The organism is Streptomyces yangpuensis (assembly GCF_001005295.1).
Lineage (GTDB): Bacteria > Actinomycetota > Actinomycetes > Streptomycetales > Streptomycetaceae > Streptomyces > Streptomyces yangpuensis.
Genome location: NZ_LBMK01000002.1, coordinates 1205519 through 1221375, shown reverse-complemented (window position 1 = coordinate 1221375; position 15857 = coordinate 1205519). Strand labels below are relative to the sequence as shown.

Sequence of the window (15857 nt, the reverse complement as noted above, 5' to 3'; positions counted from 1 at the left end):
TCACTCTGTGTAATACTGCGCTACCGAACGTAGCGGGGCCCGGTGCAGCGGAGAGGGGAACCGTGCCACCCAGAAGCACACCGACCGCCAGGCAGCGGCGCCTCGGCGCCGAGCTGCGCAGACTCCGCGAGGAGTCGGGCATGCCGGTCCAGCGCGCCGCGGCCCTGCTCGGCGTCGACCGCACCCGGATCCCCAACATCGAATCCGGCCGGATCGGCATCAGCGCCGAGCGGGTCCGCACCCTCGCGCACCACTACGACTGCCGGGACCCCGCCCTCGTGGGCCTGCTGGCGACGATGGCGCGGGAGCGGCACAAGGAGTGGTGGGAGCGGCACCGGGGGTCCGTGCCGCCGGAGCTGCTCGACATCTGCGAGCTGGAGCACCACTCGGTCGGCCTGCACACCGCGGTGGCCACGCACATACCCGGACTGCTCCAGACCGAGGCGCACGCGCGGGCCGTCTTCGCCGCCGCCGACCCGCCGCTGCCGGAGCCCGACCTCCAGGCCAGGCTCGCGCTGCGGATGGGCCGCCAGCAGGTGTTCGCGCGGGAGCGGCCGCCGCTGTACGAGGCGGTGGTGCACGAGGCGGCGCTGCGGATGCGGTTCGGCGGTCCGGGGGTGGTCCGGCAGCAGCTGGAGCACGTGCTCGCACTGTCCGAGCGGGAGCGTATGTCGGTCCTGGTCATCCCGTTCAGCGCCGGCGGCTTCCCGGGGTCCGGCCAGTCCTTCACGTACGCGGCGGCGGCTTTGAGACGGCTGGACACCGTGCAGCTGGACAGTTCGCACGGCTCGCTGCTGGTCGACGCGGCCCCGAAGCTGGCGCGCTACCGGGGGCTGCTGGCACGGCTGCGCGCCCTGGCACTGCCGGCGGCCGCGTCCCGCGATTTCATCCGCACCGTCGCGCGGGACCTGTGACCGGGTCCGGCGAGGAGACCGAGGAGACCGGAGAACGACATGATCAGCCCCAGAGCCGCCGCGGCCGCCGCCGTGAGCCGCGCGAACCGTACGGCCACGACGGCCCGTACAGCTGCCACGGCCCGTCCGGCCACCACGGCCCGCCCCGCCCGTACGGACATCGCCTGGTCGGAGCCGTTCTGCAGCGAGGGCGCCAACTGCTTCCGCCTCGGCCGCGGCGCCGACGGGCGGGCGCACATCGGAACGACGGGGTCCGCCGCCTACGTGTCCGACTCCCTCGACGCCCTCCGCGCACTGATCTCGGCCGTCAAGGCGGGGGCCGCGGACCACCTACTGGCGTGATTTTGCCCTTTCGTTTCCCCTTCAAGCCCCCCTCAAACTGCACAGATAACCGGACGTAACCGGACATAGGTATGCGAGGGGCTTGGCTGGCCTTGATGTCGCGCTTAACCTACGACTCCGTAGGCTACGGAACCGTAGGTAATTCGCTTTGCACCCAGGAGTACCCGTGACGATCACCTCTCCCCACCTCGGCAGCTCGGAGGCGTGGACCGACGCCAAGCTGCTGTACGCGCTGGAAGAGGTGGTCGAGAAGGAGCTCAACCGCCACCTGAAGGTCACCAAGGACTGGATGCCCCACGAGTACGTTCCGTGGAGCGACGGCCGGAACTTCCCGGGCTTCTTCGAGGACGGCGAGGCCTGGGACCCGCAGCAGTCCAAGGTCACCGACATCGGCAAGATCGCGCTGGTCGTGAACCTGCTGACCGAGGACAACCTCCCCAGCTACCACCACGAGATCGCGACGCTCTTCGGCCGCAACGGCGCCTGGGGCACCTGGGTGCACCGCTGGACGGCCGAGGAGGGCCGCCACGGCATCGTGATGCGCGACTACCTGCTGGCCTCGCGCGCCGTGGACCCGGACAAGCTGGAAGCCTTCCGCATGCAGCACATGTCGGAGGGCTTCGAGTCCGACAACCGCCACTCCATGCTGCACTCGGTGGCCTACGTTGCCTTCCAGGAACTCGCCACCCGCATCTCGCACCGCAACACCGGCCACCAGTCCGGTGACCCGGTCTGCGACCGCATGCTGGCCCGCATCGCGGCCGACGAGAACCTGCACATGATCTTCTACCGGAACCTGCTCGGTGCGGCGTTCGAGATCGCCCCGGACCTGACCATGCAGGCCGTCCGGGACGTGGTGGTCAACTTCCGGATGCCCGGACACGGCATGCCCGGCTTCGAGCGGATGGCCGCGCAGATGGCCATCGGCGGCGTCTACAACCTGCGCATCCACCACGACGACGTGCTGGCCCCGGTGCTCCGCTTCCTCAAGGTCATGGACATCGCCGACCTCGGCCCGGAGGGGCAGAAGGCCCAGGACGAGCTCGGCCTGTTCATGAACGGCCTGGACACCGAGGCCAAGAAGTTCGACGAGAAGCTGGCCGCCCGCGCGGCCCGCATGGCGGCCCGCAAGGGCTGACCGGTGGCGGCGGGTGGCGGCCCGCGAGGGCTGACCGGTGGCGGCCCGCGAGGGCTGACCTGACCGGTTTCCGCCCGCTCGGGCGAGTGACACCGATTGCCCTGGCAGAGCCGTGCTCTGCCAGGGTTTCGCGTCATGACGTCACTGCAGGTGGACATCGACCAGCTGACCCGTTTGACCCGCGCCCTGGACTCCTCGCTGAGCTCCCTGCGGGAGGCCCGGCGGGCGCTGGACCACGTACGGCCCGACCAGCTGGGCACGTCGGATCTCGATGCGGCGTGCGACGGCTTCCAGGAACGGTGGGCCTACGGCACGCGCGAGCTGACCGAACGGGTCAAGGCCGTACGGGAGGGCGTGGACCGCAGCGCCGCGGAGTACGCGGAGCTGGAGCAGGCCGTCCGCGCGGCCTTCCTCCGGGCGGCGGCCACCCATGGCTGAGCACGCGGCCCTGGGCTTCGACCCGGCCCCGGGAAACCCCGGCGCGGTCCTCGCCCTGACCAAGAAGCTCGGCGCGTCGGCGAAGTCCCTCGACGAGGCCTCCCGCGTGGTGACGGACCTCGTGTCCCACAGCTCGTCCTGGCAGGGCGAGGCGGCGACCGCCTTCCGCGCCTCCCTCTCGCGGGACCTCCCCCGCTACCTGGCCTCGGCCCACACCTCCCTGACCGAGGCCGCCCGCCGCCTCACGGGGTGGCACGACACCCTGGTCGCGCACCGCGAACTGGCCGCCCGCTACGAGGCCCGGGCAGCTGCGGCGAAAACGGAGGAGGCCCTCGCCGACGCCCGCCGCCTGGCCCGCGAACTCGCCGCCGACCATGCCGCGGCGGCCCGCCGGGTGGCCGCCACGCTGAACGCCGCCACGGACAAACTGGCCCCGAAGGAACCGGGCCTCCTGGCCTCGATCTGGCAAAAGATCACCGAAGACCCGGCGGACGCCCTCTCGAACGCATCGGCCATCCTGGGCGCAATCGGCGCCGCCACAGCCCTCTTCTTCCCACCGGCGGGCTTGGCGATCATGCTGGTGGGCAGCGGCCTGTCCCTGGCCGCGCTGGCCATGCACACCTCGGACCCGAAGTTCCGCAAGTCCTTGACGGACGGCTTCACCAAGGGCCAGTTCGACGCGGACTTCTGGAAGAGCAGCGTCACCCTCCTGGGAGACACCGCGGGCTCGGTCCCCGGCGTGGCCGCGATCGCCTCCGGCGCCAAGGCCGGCACGGCAGCCGCCCGCGCGGCCATGGCCGCCGCCCCGGAGGCCAGCGCCCTGACCGCCCTGGCCCCGGGCACCACGGCCTTCCGCCAGGCGGCGTGGTCCTCGGCCGACGACCTGCGGCAGGTGGAGAGCCCCCTCACGGGGTGGGCCATGCGGTCATCGACACAGGAGACCCGCGACCGGGTGGGGGTGGCGGTGGCGGGTACGGGGGCCTTGACCGCCGTCATCGATTACACCCCGGACAACGAGACGGTCGAACACGGTTCCACCACCGTCGACGGTGCCCGAGGAGTGCTCGACGACGCGCCCTCAGCCGTCAAGAGGTCCCATCATGTCTGGTCGGTGCTGCGACCATGACACAGCAGAGCCCCGTCCCGCCGATTTGGTTCCGCCTGCCTGCCGGATTCCATGACATCCGTCCGAGCGACAGGCCAATGTTGGACGCGTTCGCCGAAGCCCTCGGCGGCTCCGACTCGCGAAGAGAGTTGTCCCGGCTCATCGACGGCCTTGAAGAACTCGCCGATCACCATGTCGTACACACCGCGATCGGCCTTCACCCCGAAGAGCCGGTCGGCGTCGCGACATCCCTGTTCGCGCTGACCGTTCGGCCCGTCCAGCAATCCAATCCCCGGCTCACCGTGGCCCGTACGGCCCTGGCCATCGCGCGCTCGTCGCTCTGGATCAGCTCCATCCGTCGGTTCATCGATCTACCGTCCGGACTCCCCTGTTGCCTGGTTGCGGGGACCATTTCCGTACCTGCCGTGGAGGACCGGCTGTTTCAAGCCAGAGTGGCGACCGTACATCCAGATGGACTCCACCTACTCGTCCTCGATCTGACCAGCGCGTCAACGCAGCACTCTGATGCCTACACGGACATCCTTGAGGCGGTCGCTCACACCGCTCTCTTCACCGACCCCGATGCGAGTGCGCCGCCCGCAACTGGGAAGTCACGCATCTTGGAGGTGCTCCAATGAGCCTCGCACTCACCAAGGTGGCTTGGGACCACCCACCCACGACAGTCGGCTACAGGCGTTTGGTCATCCGCCGTCTCAAATGGGTGCTCAGCCTCGGCGGCCCGCCACTTATCGCCCTCGCCTGCATCGGCCGCATCCCCCATGCAGGCACGGTCTTCGCGCTAATCACTGTGCTCGTCGTGCCGTACCTGCCGTGGGTCGTCATCGTCTTCATCAGACGGCGTCGCGTCGCGGCCGTGCTACAGGCCTATCCCTGGCGGGATTGGCCGTGCCGGTATCCGCGCCGCGTGACCGGAAGCCCCGCGACCATCGCCATCCCGTTTCGGGACGACTTCACGGCCACGCTGCGGATCCTGCCGTTCCCGATCGCGCTCGCGCAGTTGGAGAACGACCACCCGGACCGGATCTGGTTCGCGGGCGACCCTCGTTTCGGTGGGGTCGTGTCGCCCGTCGGGGGGCATTACCCCGTGCGGGTCGTGCCGCACACGCCGCGGCGCGAGGAGTGTGGTGGCGAGGGGTTCGACCTCGCGCGGCGGGTGGGGTTGGTGCGTGCCAGTGGGAAGGCCACTCGGACCTGAATCAGCTGCGGTGGCGGAGCGCGAGGCGCTCCGCCTCCGAGAGCCCGCCCCAGACCCCGAAGCGCTCGTCATTGGCCAGGGCGTACTCCAGGCACGCCACCCGCCCCTCGCACGCCCCGCACAGCCGCTTCGCATCGCGCAATGAGGAGCCCGGCTCCGGGAAGAAGAAGCCCGGCCCGGTCTGGGCGCACAGGGCGAGTTCGTACCAGGCGGCGGTGTCGGTGGCTGCAGTAGAGGTGTTCATAGGCATGCCGGAGATACTGGTCAGCGCGGATGGACGTCCGCTATACGCCTGATCAACATGACGTACGCAGCCCCTCGCCCAGCATCGCACCCCCCACTGACAGCGCGGCCCCGGCGCCGGCCGTGCCACCGCCTCACTCTGCGGGTTTGGCGCGGCTGGGTTGGACGCGTTTCGGTTCGCCCGGCATTTTCGGGTAGTCCGGGGGGTACGGCATGTCGCCCAGGCCGTGATCGTGTTCGTCGCGGGACGCGAGTTCCAGTAAGTCGTCGAGGGTGAAGGCGTGTTCCTCCATGTCCGCGTGGACATCGCCCAGTTCTGCGAAGCGGGCCGGCATCGTCAGGATGTCGAAGTCCTGCGGCTCGGCGTCGTCCACCTCGTCCCAGCGCAGCGGGGCCGAGACCGGGGCGTGCGGGCGGGGGCGGACTGAGTAGGCGGAGGCGATCGTGCGGTCCCGCGCCGTCTGGTTGTAGTCGACGAAGATCCGCTCGCCGCGTTCCTCCTTCCACCAGGCCGTCGTGACCTTGCCCGGCATGCGGCGCTCCAGTTCCCGGCCGAGTGCGATGGCGCAGCGGCGGACCTCGGTGAAGGTCCAGCGCGGCTCGATCGGGACGAAGACGTGCAGTCCCCGGCCGCCGGAGGTCTTGGGCCAGCCGCGCAGGCCCAGTTCCTCCAGGAGGGCGCGCAGTTGATGGGCGGCGGCCACCGCGTGGTGGTAGTCGGTGCCAGGCTGCGGGTCCAGGTCGATGCGCAGTTCGTCGGGCCGGTCGGTGTCGGCACGGCGTACCGGCCAGGGGTGGAAGGTGAGGCAGCCCAGGTTGGCCGCCCACAGGACGGCGGCCGGCTCGGTCGGGCAGATCTCGTCGGCCGTCCGGCCGCTCGGGAAGGCGATGTGGGCGGTGGGGATCCAGTCGGGCAGGTTCTTGGGGGCCCGTTTCTGGAAGAAGGACTCGCCCTCCACCCCGTCGGGATAGCGCTCCAGGGTGGTCGGCCGGTCGCGGAGGGCGCGCAGGACTCCGTCCGCGACGGCCAGGTAGTACTCGGCGACGTGCCGCTTGGTGAGGCCGCGCTCCGGGAAGTACACCTTGTCCGGGTTGGACAGCCGTACCGTCCGCCCGGCCGCCTCCAGCTCGATCGCATTGCCCGCAGCACCCATGTGCGCCACCGTAGGCGCGCCGGACCGTCGGCGCATACCGGGCAGGTCCGGACGTACCGCCGCAGAATCGATGGCATGGATCTGCCTGTGATGCCGCCGGTCAAACCGATGCTTGCCAAGTCAGTGGCGAAGATCCCGCCCGGCATGCAGTACGAGGCCAAGTGGGACGGCTTCCGGGCGGTCGTGCACCGCGACGGCGACGAGATCGAGATCGGCAGCCGCACGGGTAAGTCCTTGGCCAGGTACTTTCCGGAGCTGGTGGAGGCCCTGAGGGTGAATCTGCCCGGCCGTTGCGTCGTGGACGGCGAGATCGTGATCGTCCATGACGGGCGTCTGGACTTCGACCGGCTGACCGAGCGCATCCATCCCGCCCAGTCCCGTGTCAGGCTTCTGGCCGAGACCACCCCCGCCAGCTTCGTCGCCTTCGATCTGCTCGCCCTCGGCGACGAGGCGCTCCTCGACACCCCGCTCACCGACCGCCGTGCCGCCCTGGTCACGTCCCTGTCCACTGCTCGGCCCCCCATCCACCTCGCGCCCGCGACCACCGATCCCGCGCTCGCGCAGGAGTGGTTCGAGCGTTTCGAGGGCGCCGGGCTCGACGGAGTGATCGCCAAACCGCTCGATCTCCCCTACCGGCCCGATGCCCGCCTCATGTACAAGATCAAGCACGAACGTACCGCCGATGTCGTCGTCGCCGGTTTCCGTTTCCACAAGAGCGGTCCGATTGTCGGATCGCTGCTGCTCGGCCTCCACGACGAGCAGGGCACGCTCCAGCACGTGGGCGTCTGCGCCGCCTTCCCCATGAAGCGCCGGGCCGAGCTGGTGGAGGAGCTCGAACCGCTGCGGATGGCCGACCCGGCCGGGCACCCGTGGGCCGCCTGGGCCGAGGAGTCCGCCCACGAGAGCGCCCGGCTCCCCGGCGCGCAGAGCCGCTGGACCGGCAGGAAGGACCTCTCCTGGGTGCCGCTGCGCCCCGAACGCGTCGTCGAGGTCGGCTACGACCACATGGAGGGCGACCGCTTCCGGCACACCGCCCAGTTCCGGCGCTGGCGGCCCGACCGGACACCCGCGAGCTGCACCTACGCCCAGCTGGAGGAGGTCGTGGGCTACGACCTCGCCGAAGTCCTCGGGCAGGCCGGCTGAGGCCGGCTGAGACCGACCCCCACCCCCCGGCGCTCCCACGGGCCGGCCACGGACCCGGCCGCCGCGTCATCCCGCCGTCAGCTTCTCCCACTCCTCCCGGTCCGGCCCCACCTCGTTCGGCGCGTAGTCCGGCCGCGCCGACAGCCAGCGCGCCACCCGCGCCCGGATCTCCGGGTCCGCGTACGCCCGCTCCGGTGGCTCGGCCAGGTGCCGGACCCGCGCCCGGGCCCGCATCACCTCGGGGTCCTCCAGCGCGCAGTCGAACAGCGCGGCCACCTCGCGCGCCGTCCCCGTACGTCCCGCCCGGGTCGCGAAGCGCTCGCCGATGGCCGCGTCGGCGACCACCTGGAAGTCGAACCACGGCTTCAGCGTCCGCACCGCCCACTCGTGGTGGTCCACGGCGTACCGCTCCGACCCGGGGTCCCGGTGCGCCGTACGGGCCACCCTGCGCGCCGCCCACAGGGCGAGCGAGGTGCCCTGCCCGAGCGTCGGGTTGGTGTGCGTGATGGAGTCGCCGACCGGCACCAGCCCGGTCACCACCGGCCCCCGCTCGTCCACGAGCGCGCTCCAGCGGTTGTCCAGGCTCGCCGTGGCCAGTACGCCCGACAGCGGCTCGGCGCCGAGCGCCAGCCAGGCCGCGCCGGGCGGGAAGGAACGGGCCGCCCGCTCGAAAACCGCGGGGTCGCGCAGCGCCGAACGCGTGGTGTCGGCGGTGTGCACGAACAGCGTCACGGCGAAGACCCGGTTGTCGGCCGGGAAGACCGCGCACCCGGCGAAGGCGCCTCCGGTCACCGCCCAGGGCCGCCGCGGCCCCTCGTCCGTGCCCGCGGGCAGCCGGTACCAGCGGCAGAAGTACGCGAGCCCCGTGCGGTGCCGTTCGACGACGGGCGGCCGGCAGCCCACGGCGCCGAGCCTGCGCTCGACGCCTCCGCGGCGGCCGCCCGCGTCGACGACGAGATCCCCCTCGTAGCGGTCCGCCCCGGTGGTCACTCCCGTCACCCGGACCCCGTCGGACGGTTCACCCCCGGGCGGCTCGCCACCAGCCGGTTCGCCCCCGGCCTGCCCCTCTCCGGCCGGCGCGGTGGTGAGTCCCGTGACCTGCTCCCCGTGGCGGACGACCACCCCGGGCTCCGCGCGCAGCGCCGTGGCCAGCGCGCTCTCCAGCAGGATGCGCCGTGCCTGGAGCATGACGAGGTCGTCGTCCCCCGGTAGCGCGGGCGGCCGTACGTCGAACCAGTCCAATTCGTGCCGCTCACGGGCGCCGAGCCGGAGCATCTCCGCGTACACGTCGGGCAGATCGTCCCGCAGGACGTTGCGGGCGGCTCCCAGCAGCGCGTGCGGCTGGGCCGCCTGCGGTACGGTCGGCCGCCGCCAGCCGAAGAAGTCCCGGTCGAGGGCAGTGCCGGGGGCGCGCGTGTCGCGCTCGAAGAGCTCTGCCGTATGTCCGCGCCGCGCCGCGAGCAGGGCGGTGGCGAGCCCGCCGATCCCTCCGCCGATCACCAGCACATGTGCCATGGAACGTCCCCCCGAACCTTAAGGACCCGTTGGACCCGTTGGACCCGTTGGGCCCGTTGGGCCTCGGACCGTACGACGATCACACCGCCCAGAGCCTGCACGTACGGAGGCGGGCCGAAACCCGCACATCTGTCCGGCACGCCGTCACCGGGCCACGGCCCACCCGCCCGGCCCGCCCGTTGCGCGAACCCGGCCCGCCCGTGACGCGGCCGGTCAGCCCCGGACCGTACGGTCGGCCGCACCCGTCGCCGATCCAGCCGCCGCGGACACCGCCGAGCCCGCCGCCGAGCCCGCGGGAGGGGTGCCCGCTCGGCCGGTCCCCGCCCGATGGACCTCCACCGCCCGCCGGGTCTCCGCCTCGATCAGGTCGGCGTTGAGCGCGGCGGCCGCCTGCGCGCCCTGAGCTGCCGCCCCCGCGACCTTCTCCAGCGGCGCGGTCACATTGCCCGCCACCCAGACCCCCCGGAGCGCGGTGGCCCCGGTCGCCGGGTCGGATTCGACGCACGTGCCGATCACATGGCCGTCCCGCGTCATGTCCGCGGTCGGCAGACCCAGACCGGTCAGGACGCCCGAACGGGCCGTGAACCGCGGGGCCACCACCAGCGCCCGGAACTCCACCACGCCCCCCTCGGCCAGACTCGCCCCGGTCAGCCGGTCGTCCTCGACGACCAGGCCGGTCACCTCGCCCTCGACGATCCGGATCCCGAGGGCCGCCAGCAGCTCCCGGTCCTCCGCCCCGAGCGGCCAGGTGTGCGCGAGCAGCGTGGTCCGCTCGCTCCAGTGCCGCCACAGCTGCGCCTGGTGCACGGCGATCGGACCATCGGCGAGCACCGCGAGTGGCTGGTCCCTGACCTCCCAGCCGTGGCAGTACGGGCAGTGCAGCACATCCCGTCCCCAGCGCGCCCCGAGCCCCGGCACCGCGGGCAGCTCGTCCACCAGGCCGGTGGCGACCAGCAGCCGGCCCGCCCGCACGGTCGACCCGTCCCCGCAGCGGACCCGGAAGCTCCCGTCGGGCAGCCGGTCCGCGGCGACGGCCGTGCCCGGCCGGATCCGCCCGCCGTAGCCCTCCACCTCCGCGCGCCCCCTGGCGAGCAGCTCGGCCGGGCTCTGCCCGTCCAGGCCGAGGTAGCCGTGCAGGTGCGCGGCCGGGGCGTTGCGCGGGCTGCCGGAGTCGATCACGAGCACCGATCGGCGGGCCCGGACCAGGGTGAGCGCCCCTGCCAGCCCGGCCGCACCGCCACCGACGACGACCACGTCGAACGATTCTTCCTTTGAGTTGTCCATGTCTGCGAGGGTCTGCCCGATGCCGCCGTTTGACAAATGTTCTTGCCGAAGCGGCAAATGGAGTCATGGCCCCCGAGAAGCAGGACGACGAGGAACTCACCGAGGTGCTCACCGCCGTGGGCCCGCGGCTGCGGGCCCTGCGCCGGCAGCGCGGCACCACCCTGGCCCAGCTCAGCGAGACCACCGGCATCTCGCTCTCCACGCTCTCCCGGCTGGAGTCCGGGCAGCGCAGGCCGACGCTGGAGCTGCTGCTGCCGCTGGCCAAGGCGCACCGGGTGGCGCTGGACGAGCTGGTCGGTGCCCCGGAGACCGGAGACCCGCGGATCCGCCCGCGCCCCTTCGTCCGGCACGGCCACACCTACGTGCCGCTGACCCGCAACTTCGGCGGGGTGCACGCCTTCAAGCAGATCCTGCCGCCCGTCGAGGGGCCGCCGGCCGTACCCGAGCTGAAGGTCCACGAGGGCTACGAGTGGCTGTACGTGCTGTCCGGACGGGTCCGGCTGCTGCTCGGGGAGCACGACCTCGTGCTCGGCCCCGGCGAGGCCGCCGAGTTCGACACGCGGACGCCGCACGCCTTCTTCAACGCCGGTCCGCAGCCTGCGGAGTTCCTCAGCCTCTTCGGCCCCCAGGGCGAACGGATCCACGTCCGCGCCCGGCCCACCACCTCTTCGGAAGGACGTCCATGACCACCACCGGCGAACGCCCCGAAGGACCCGAACGCCCCGAGCGCGCCGTGCCCCAGCCGAACGCCGTCGTCGGCGTCGGCCTCGTCGTCGTCGGCGGGGACGGCCGGGTGCTGCTCGGCCAGGCGCACGACGGCCGTTGGGAGCTGCCCGGCGGCAAGGTCGACCCCGGAGAGGGCTTCGAGCACGCCGCCGCCCGGGAGTTGGCCGAGGAGACGGACCTGCGGGTGGCTCCCGAGGGCATCCGCGTCCTGTCCGTCCAGATCGACGCGAAGTCCGGGCTGACCCGGCTGACGGCGGCCGCCGTCACCACCACGGCGGAGGGCGTGCCCGCCGTCACCGAACCCCACAAGATCGCCCGCTGGGAGTGGTTCGCGCCCGCCGAGATCCCGTCGGCGTTGTACGCCCCCTCGGCGGCGGTGCTCCGCACCTGGCGCCCTGACCTCGCGCAGCTGCCGCACGTCCCCTCGTACGACTACCCGACGACGGGCCCGACTTCGACCAGCTGAGGACCCGCCCGTCCGAAACCACGTGGCGGCCGCATACCGGCTGTGCCTAGTAGTGCTTGGTCGGGTCGGTTGCGGTTGAGCGTTTCCTTCTGGCCTGGTGTTGCGTTGAAGGGGTGTGACTCCGGACGAGATTGCTGCTGTGCGTGGNGGTCGGTTGCGGTTGAGCGTTTCCTTCTGGCCTGGTGTTGCGTTGAAGGGGTGTGACTCCGGACGAGATTGCTGCTGTGCGTGGTGAGTTGGAGGATTTCGCGGCGGAGGTTTTCGAGCCGTTCGCGCGGAATGATCAGCGTCGGTGGGGGCGGGTCTACCTGCGTGGGCTGCTGACCGACGGGCAGCGCAAGTCGGTTGAGCCGATGGCCGCCCGGCTGGGCGAGGACGGGAACCGGCAGGCCCTGGCCCACTTCATCACCTCCAGTCCGTGGGATCCGGCGCATGTGCGGGCCCGGCTGGCCTGGAGGATGGAGAAGGCGATCCGGCCCACCGTGCTGGTCTTCGACGACACCGGGTTCCTCAAGGACGGCAATGCCTCGGCGTGTGTGTCGCGGCAGTACACCGGCACCGCGGGCAAGGTCACCAACTGCCAGGTGGGCGTCTCCCTGCACATGGCCTCCGATCATGCCTCGGCGGCGGTCGACTGGCGGCTGTTCCTGCCCGAGACCTGGGCGCCCGGGTCCGTGAAGGCGGATCCGGGCAAGGTCGCCCGCCGTGCCGCCTGCGGTATCCCCGACGACATCGGGCATGTGGAGAAATGGCAGCTCGCTCTCGACATGCTGGATGAGACCCGTTCGTGGGGCATCGAGGTGCCCCTGGCCATTGCGGACGCCGGATACGGCGACGCCGCCGCCTTCCGGCACGGCCTGCAGGCCCGCGGCCTCAACTACGTGGTGGGAATCTCCACCACCCTCTCGGCCCAGCCCGGCCCCGCGGTGCCGGTGGCCGAGCCGTACTCCGGGACCGGACGCCCACCGGTGGCGAAGTACCCCGACAAGCCGCAGTCGGTGAAACAGCTGGTCATAGCGGCCGGCCGGAAGGCGGCGAAGCCGGTGCAGTGGCGTGAGGGCTCCCGCCCCGGCACCGGCCGCAGCGGCTTCAAGCGGATGTACTCGCGGTTCGTGGCCTTGAGGATCCGGCCTGCCGGTCGCGAGGTCCGCCAAGCGGCCGCCGGCCCGGAACTGCCCGAGTGCTGGCTCCTGGCCGAGTGGCCCGCCGACCAGGCCGAACCCGTCCAGTTCTGGCTCTCCGACCTGCCCGCCGACACCCCGCTGACCACCCTGGTCCGCCTGGCCAAGCTCCGCTGGCGCATCGAACACGACTACCGCGAGATGAAACAGGCCCCGGGCCTGGCCCACTTCGAGGGCCGCACCTGGAACGGCTGGCACCACCACGTCACCCTCGTCTCCGTCGCGCACGCCTTCTGCACCCTGCAACGACTGGCCAGAGCCCCAAAAGCCACGGCGCCGGCCTGAGCCTCTACCGGATCATCCGCGAGCTACAAACCCTTCTCGCGACATGGAACGGCGCCTGCCCCACCTGCCACCGCGACATACCCACGGCGATACCGACCTGACCAAGCCCTACTAGTGCTGTGGCCGGAAAGGTTTGCCGGGGCGCGGCGTCCGGTGCGGTGCATCGCAAGGCGGAGGGCCNACGTCTCGTACTGGACGTACTTGCGTGGTCCGACAACGCGGCGAGGTGCCGTGCCGGGCGCCGTGACCCGGTGAACCTTTCCGGCCACAGCACTAGCCGGCCCGGCGGGAGTCAGTAGGGCTCGGGGCCGGTGCGCGGAACGGTCACGGTCACCCGCAGCCCGTGCGGCGGGTTCGTCTCGTAGGAGAGGGTCCCGCCGCCCCCGGCGAGCAGGGCCCGGGAGATCGACAGGCCGAGTCCGGAGCCCTTGATGTTCTGGTGGCGGCCGCTGCGCCAGAACCGGTCGCCGACGCGCTGCAGCTCCTCCTCGGTGAGGCCGGGGCCGCGGTCGGCGACGACGACGCGGACCGTGCGGCCTTCGGCGGCGACCGACACCTCGACCTCCTCACCCGCGGGGGTGAACTTCAGGGCGTTGTCGATGACGGCGTCGAGCGCGCTGGACAGGGCGATGGGATCGGCCCAGCCGGTGACGGCGGTCCGGCTCGTCTCGGTGAGCCGCACGCCCTTCTCCTCGGCGTACGGCCGCCAGGCGGCGATCCGTTCCGCGGCCAGCGCGCCGATGTCTATGAGGCTGATCTCGGCGGAGGCGTGCTCGGCCAGCGCGAGGTCGAGGAGGTCGTCCAGGACCTGGGTGAGGCGTTTGCCCTCGGTGCGTACGGAGGCGATCTCCTCGTTGCCCTCGGGCAGTTCGAGGGCGAGCAGCTCGATGCGCAGGAGCAGTGCGGCGAGCGGGTTGCGCAGCTGGTGCGAGGCGTCGGCGACGAACGCCCGCTGCTGTTCCAGTGCCTCTTCGACGTTGTCGGCCATCTCGTTGAACGAGTGCGCCAGGCGCTGGAGTTCCGGCGGGCCGCTGGCGGCCGCGACCCGGGAGTTCATCCGGCCGGTGGCGATGCCGTGGGCGGCGGCGTCCAGGGTCCGTACGGGCTTGAGCACCCAGCTGGTGAGCCGCAGGGCGGCGCCGAAGGCGACGAGCATGGCGGCGGCGAGGCCGCCGGCGATGAGCAGCCAGCCCTTCAGGATCCGGCCGCGCATGAGGTCGGTCGGCGATTCGGTGGCGACGACGGCGACCACGTCGCCGTCGAGGACGACCGGGGAGGCGACGAGCAGCTTTCCGTTGGTCTGCCAGGGCCAGACCTGCGGCGGGTCGTGGCTGCGGCGCCCGGCGAGCGCCTCCCTGAAGGCCTTGCGGCCCTCACCGGATTCCGGGAGCCGCCACCAGCCCGGGGAGCGGACCATGGCGTTGTCGTCGCGGTTGAAGATGCCGACGCGGATGCCGTACAGCTCGTGGTAGCGGCCGAGTTCGTGCTGGAGGGTCTCCTCGCGCTCGTCCGCCCCGGTGGAGCCGGAGCCGCGGGCATCGATGACGAACTGGGCGAGGGCGGCGAAGCGGGCGCTGTCGTCGATGCGGTCGACGACCACCCGCTGCTGCTGCCCGGCGGCGAGGCTCACGGCGAGCGGGAAGCCGAGCGCGAGGAGCGTGCCCGCCATCAGGATGACGAGCAGGGGGAGCAGACGGGCGCGCACGGCAGGAGGTTCCTAGGAGGCCGGGGCGACGAGGCGGTAGCCCACCCCGCGGACGGTCTCGATGAGGGCAGGCATACGCAGCTTGGAGCGCAGCGAGGCGACGTGCACCTCGAGGGTGCGCCCGGTCCCCTCCCAGCTGGTGCGCCACACCTCGCTGATGATCTGTTCGCGGCGGAAGACGACGCCGGGCCGCTGCGCGAGCAGGGCCAGCAGGTCGAACTCCTTGCGGGTGAGGGGTACGTCGGTGCCGTCCACGCTGACCCGGCGGGTGGGCAGCTCGATGCTGACGGGGCCGAGGCGGACGGTGGTGGGTGCGCCGCTTCCGGCGGCGGTCTCCTCGGAGGCTCCGGTGCGCCGGGCGACGGCGTGGATGCGGGCGAGGAGCTCGCCGGTGTCGTAGGGCTTGACGACGTAGTCGTCGGCGCCCATGTTCAGGCCGTGGATGCGGGAGCGTACGTCGGCCCGCGCGGTGACCATGATGACGGGTGTGGCGGTGCGCTTGCGGATCCTGCCGCACACCTCGTAGCCGTCCTGGTCGGGCAGGCCGAGGTCGAGCAGGACCACGCCGAAGGGCGGGGCGCCGGCGGGCAGCAGTGCCTGGAGGGCCTCTTCGCCGTTGCGGGCGTGGGTGACCTGGAAGCCGTGCCGGGCGAGGATCGCGGACAGGGCGGCGGCGACGTGATCGTCGTCCTCGACGAGCAGCAGTCTCATGTCGTCCCCCTCTCCTCTTCTCTCTCGGTCGACCCGTGCCCGGTCACGGTCACGGGTCGGGGGTCCTTGCGGTCCCTCGGCTCTCGCGGCTGGTCAGTGCCGCACGTGCGGCCGCAGAAAAGGCCACCCTGCATCCACGCCCATGCGGAGTCCCACGTCAAGAGGGTTCCGCCGCGGCGCGCCTTCCGTTATGCACCCGGTACGCGCGCATGATCGACCACGCCGGTGCCGCGCACGGAGCGTATCCGGAAGAGGCCGGATCGTTATGCTCAATTCTCCCTCAGATGTGAT

General features: G+C 71.8%; 17 protein-coding genes. 11 read left to right on the top strand and 6 right to left on the bottom strand.

The annotated features are described in order from the left end of the window. The first annotated feature begins 62 nt into the window (after positions 1-62). From AAT21_RS10850 to AAT21_RS10820, 7 genes are all read left to right on the top strand, one after another. Positions 63-914, top strand: a complete 852-nt coding sequence (locus AAT21_RS10850) for a helix-turn-helix domain-containing protein (protein ID WP_046776440.1) — start codon at positions 63-65, stop codon at positions 912-914. A 39-nt stretch (positions 915-953) separates the two neighbouring features. Next, positions 954-1256, top strand: a complete 303-nt coding sequence (locus tag AAT21_RS39820) for a hypothetical protein (protein WP_327152728.1) — start codon at positions 954-956, stop codon at positions 1254-1256. Between the two features lie 166 nt (positions 1257-1422). Beyond that, positions 1423-2394: an acyl-ACP desaturase gene (locus AAT21_RS10840; RefSeq protein ID WP_046776439.1), complete on the top strand. Its 972-nt coding sequence runs from the start codon at positions 1423-1425 to the stop codon at positions 2392-2394. 135 nt (positions 2395-2529) lie between these two features. Then, positions 2530-2832, top strand: coding sequence for a hypothetical protein (locus tag AAT21_RS10835; protein ID WP_046776438.1), 303 nt, complete (start codon positions 2530-2532; stop codon positions 2830-2832). Beyond that, entirely contained in the window at positions 2825-3958 is a 1134-nt protein-coding gene (locus AAT21_RS10830) for a hypothetical protein (RefSeq protein ID WP_046776437.1), read from the top strand. Before AAT21_RS10835 ends, AAT21_RS10830 begins: the two co-directional genes overlap by 8 nt. Then, entirely contained in the window at positions 3955-4575 is a 621-nt protein-coding gene (locus AAT21_RS10825; RefSeq protein ID WP_157879661.1) for a hypothetical protein, read from the top strand. The genes AAT21_RS10830 and AAT21_RS10825 overlap by 4 nt, the downstream gene beginning before the upstream one ends. Further along, on the top strand, positions 4572-5153 hold the full coding sequence (locus AAT21_RS10820) for a hypothetical protein (RefSeq protein ID WP_046776435.1): 582 nt from the start codon (positions 4572-4574) through the stop codon (positions 5151-5153). Before AAT21_RS10825 ends, AAT21_RS10820 begins: the two co-directional genes overlap by 4 nt. 1 nt (position 5154) lies before the next feature. Here the strand turns inward: AAT21_RS10820 and AAT21_RS10815 are convergent, their stop codons facing one another. Together AAT21_RS10815 and ligD are read right to left on the bottom strand one after the other, a co-directional pair. Then, a complete protein-coding gene (locus AAT21_RS10815) occupies positions 5155-5403 on the bottom strand; it encodes a WhiB family transcriptional regulator (protein WP_046776434.1) in 249 nt (82 codons plus the stop codon). A 127-nt stretch (positions 5404-5530) separates the two neighbouring features. After that, on the bottom strand, positions 5531-6550 hold the full coding sequence (gene ligD, locus AAT21_RS10810; protein WP_046776433.1) for a non-homologous end-joining DNA ligase: 1020 nt from the start codon (positions 6548-6550) through the stop codon (positions 5531-5533). 75 nt (positions 6551-6625) lie between these two features. On the opposite strand from ligD, the gene AAT21_RS10805 reads away from it, so the two are divergent. After that, positions 6626-7693, top strand: a complete 1068-nt coding sequence (locus AAT21_RS10805) for an ATP-dependent DNA ligase (protein ID WP_046776432.1) — start codon at positions 6626-6628, stop codon at positions 7691-7693. Between the two features lie 66 nt (positions 7694-7759). Here the strand turns inward: AAT21_RS10805 and AAT21_RS10800 are convergent, their stop codons facing one another. Together AAT21_RS10800 and AAT21_RS10795 are read right to left on the bottom strand one after the other, a co-directional pair. Beyond that, positions 7760-9208 (bottom strand): NAD(P)-binding protein, encoded by a 1449-nt coding sequence (locus tag AAT21_RS10800; protein ID WP_046776431.1) that lies wholly within the window; start codon positions 9206-9208, stop codon positions 7760-7762. A 213-nt stretch (positions 9209-9421) separates the two neighbouring features. Beyond that, positions 9422-10492 carry an NAD(P)/FAD-dependent oxidoreductase gene (locus AAT21_RS10795; protein ID WP_079025547.1) on the bottom strand — a complete coding sequence of 357 codons (1071 nt, stop codon included), beginning with the start codon at positions 10490-10492 and terminating at the stop codon, positions 9422-9424. A gap of 65 nt (positions 10493-10557) precedes the next feature. Here AAT21_RS10795 and AAT21_RS10790 point away from each other — a divergent pair, with 65 nt between their 5' ends. The 3 genes from AAT21_RS10790 to AAT21_RS10780 all read left to right on the top strand — a co-directional run bounded on the left by AAT21_RS10790 (position 10558) and on the right by AAT21_RS10780 (position 13150). Further along, positions 10558-11178, top strand: a complete 621-nt coding sequence (locus AAT21_RS10790) for a helix-turn-helix domain-containing protein (RefSeq protein WP_046776430.1) — start codon at positions 10558-10560, stop codon at positions 11176-11178. Then, entirely contained in the window at positions 11175-11684 is a 510-nt protein-coding gene (locus AAT21_RS10785) for an NUDIX domain-containing protein (protein WP_046776429.1), read from the top strand. The genes AAT21_RS10790 and AAT21_RS10785 overlap by 4 nt, the downstream gene beginning before the upstream one ends. A gap of 200 nt (positions 11685-11884) precedes the next feature. After that, complete coding sequence (locus tag AAT21_RS10780) at positions 11885-13150, top strand: IS701 family transposase (protein WP_046776428.1); 1266 nt, start codon at positions 11885-11887, stop codon at positions 13148-13150. Between the two features lie 292 nt (positions 13151-13442). Here the strand turns inward: AAT21_RS10780 and AAT21_RS10775 are convergent, their stop codons facing one another. After that, a complete protein-coding gene (locus AAT21_RS10775) occupies positions 13443-14855 on the bottom strand; it encodes a sensor histidine kinase (RefSeq protein WP_046776427.1) in 1413 nt (470 codons plus the stop codon). A 12-nt stretch (positions 14856-14867) separates the two neighbouring features. After that, positions 14868-15566, bottom strand: coding sequence for a response regulator transcription factor (locus AAT21_RS10770; protein WP_046776426.1), 699 nt, complete (start codon positions 15564-15566; stop codon positions 14868-14870). Positions 15567-15857: the final 291 nt, after the last annotated feature.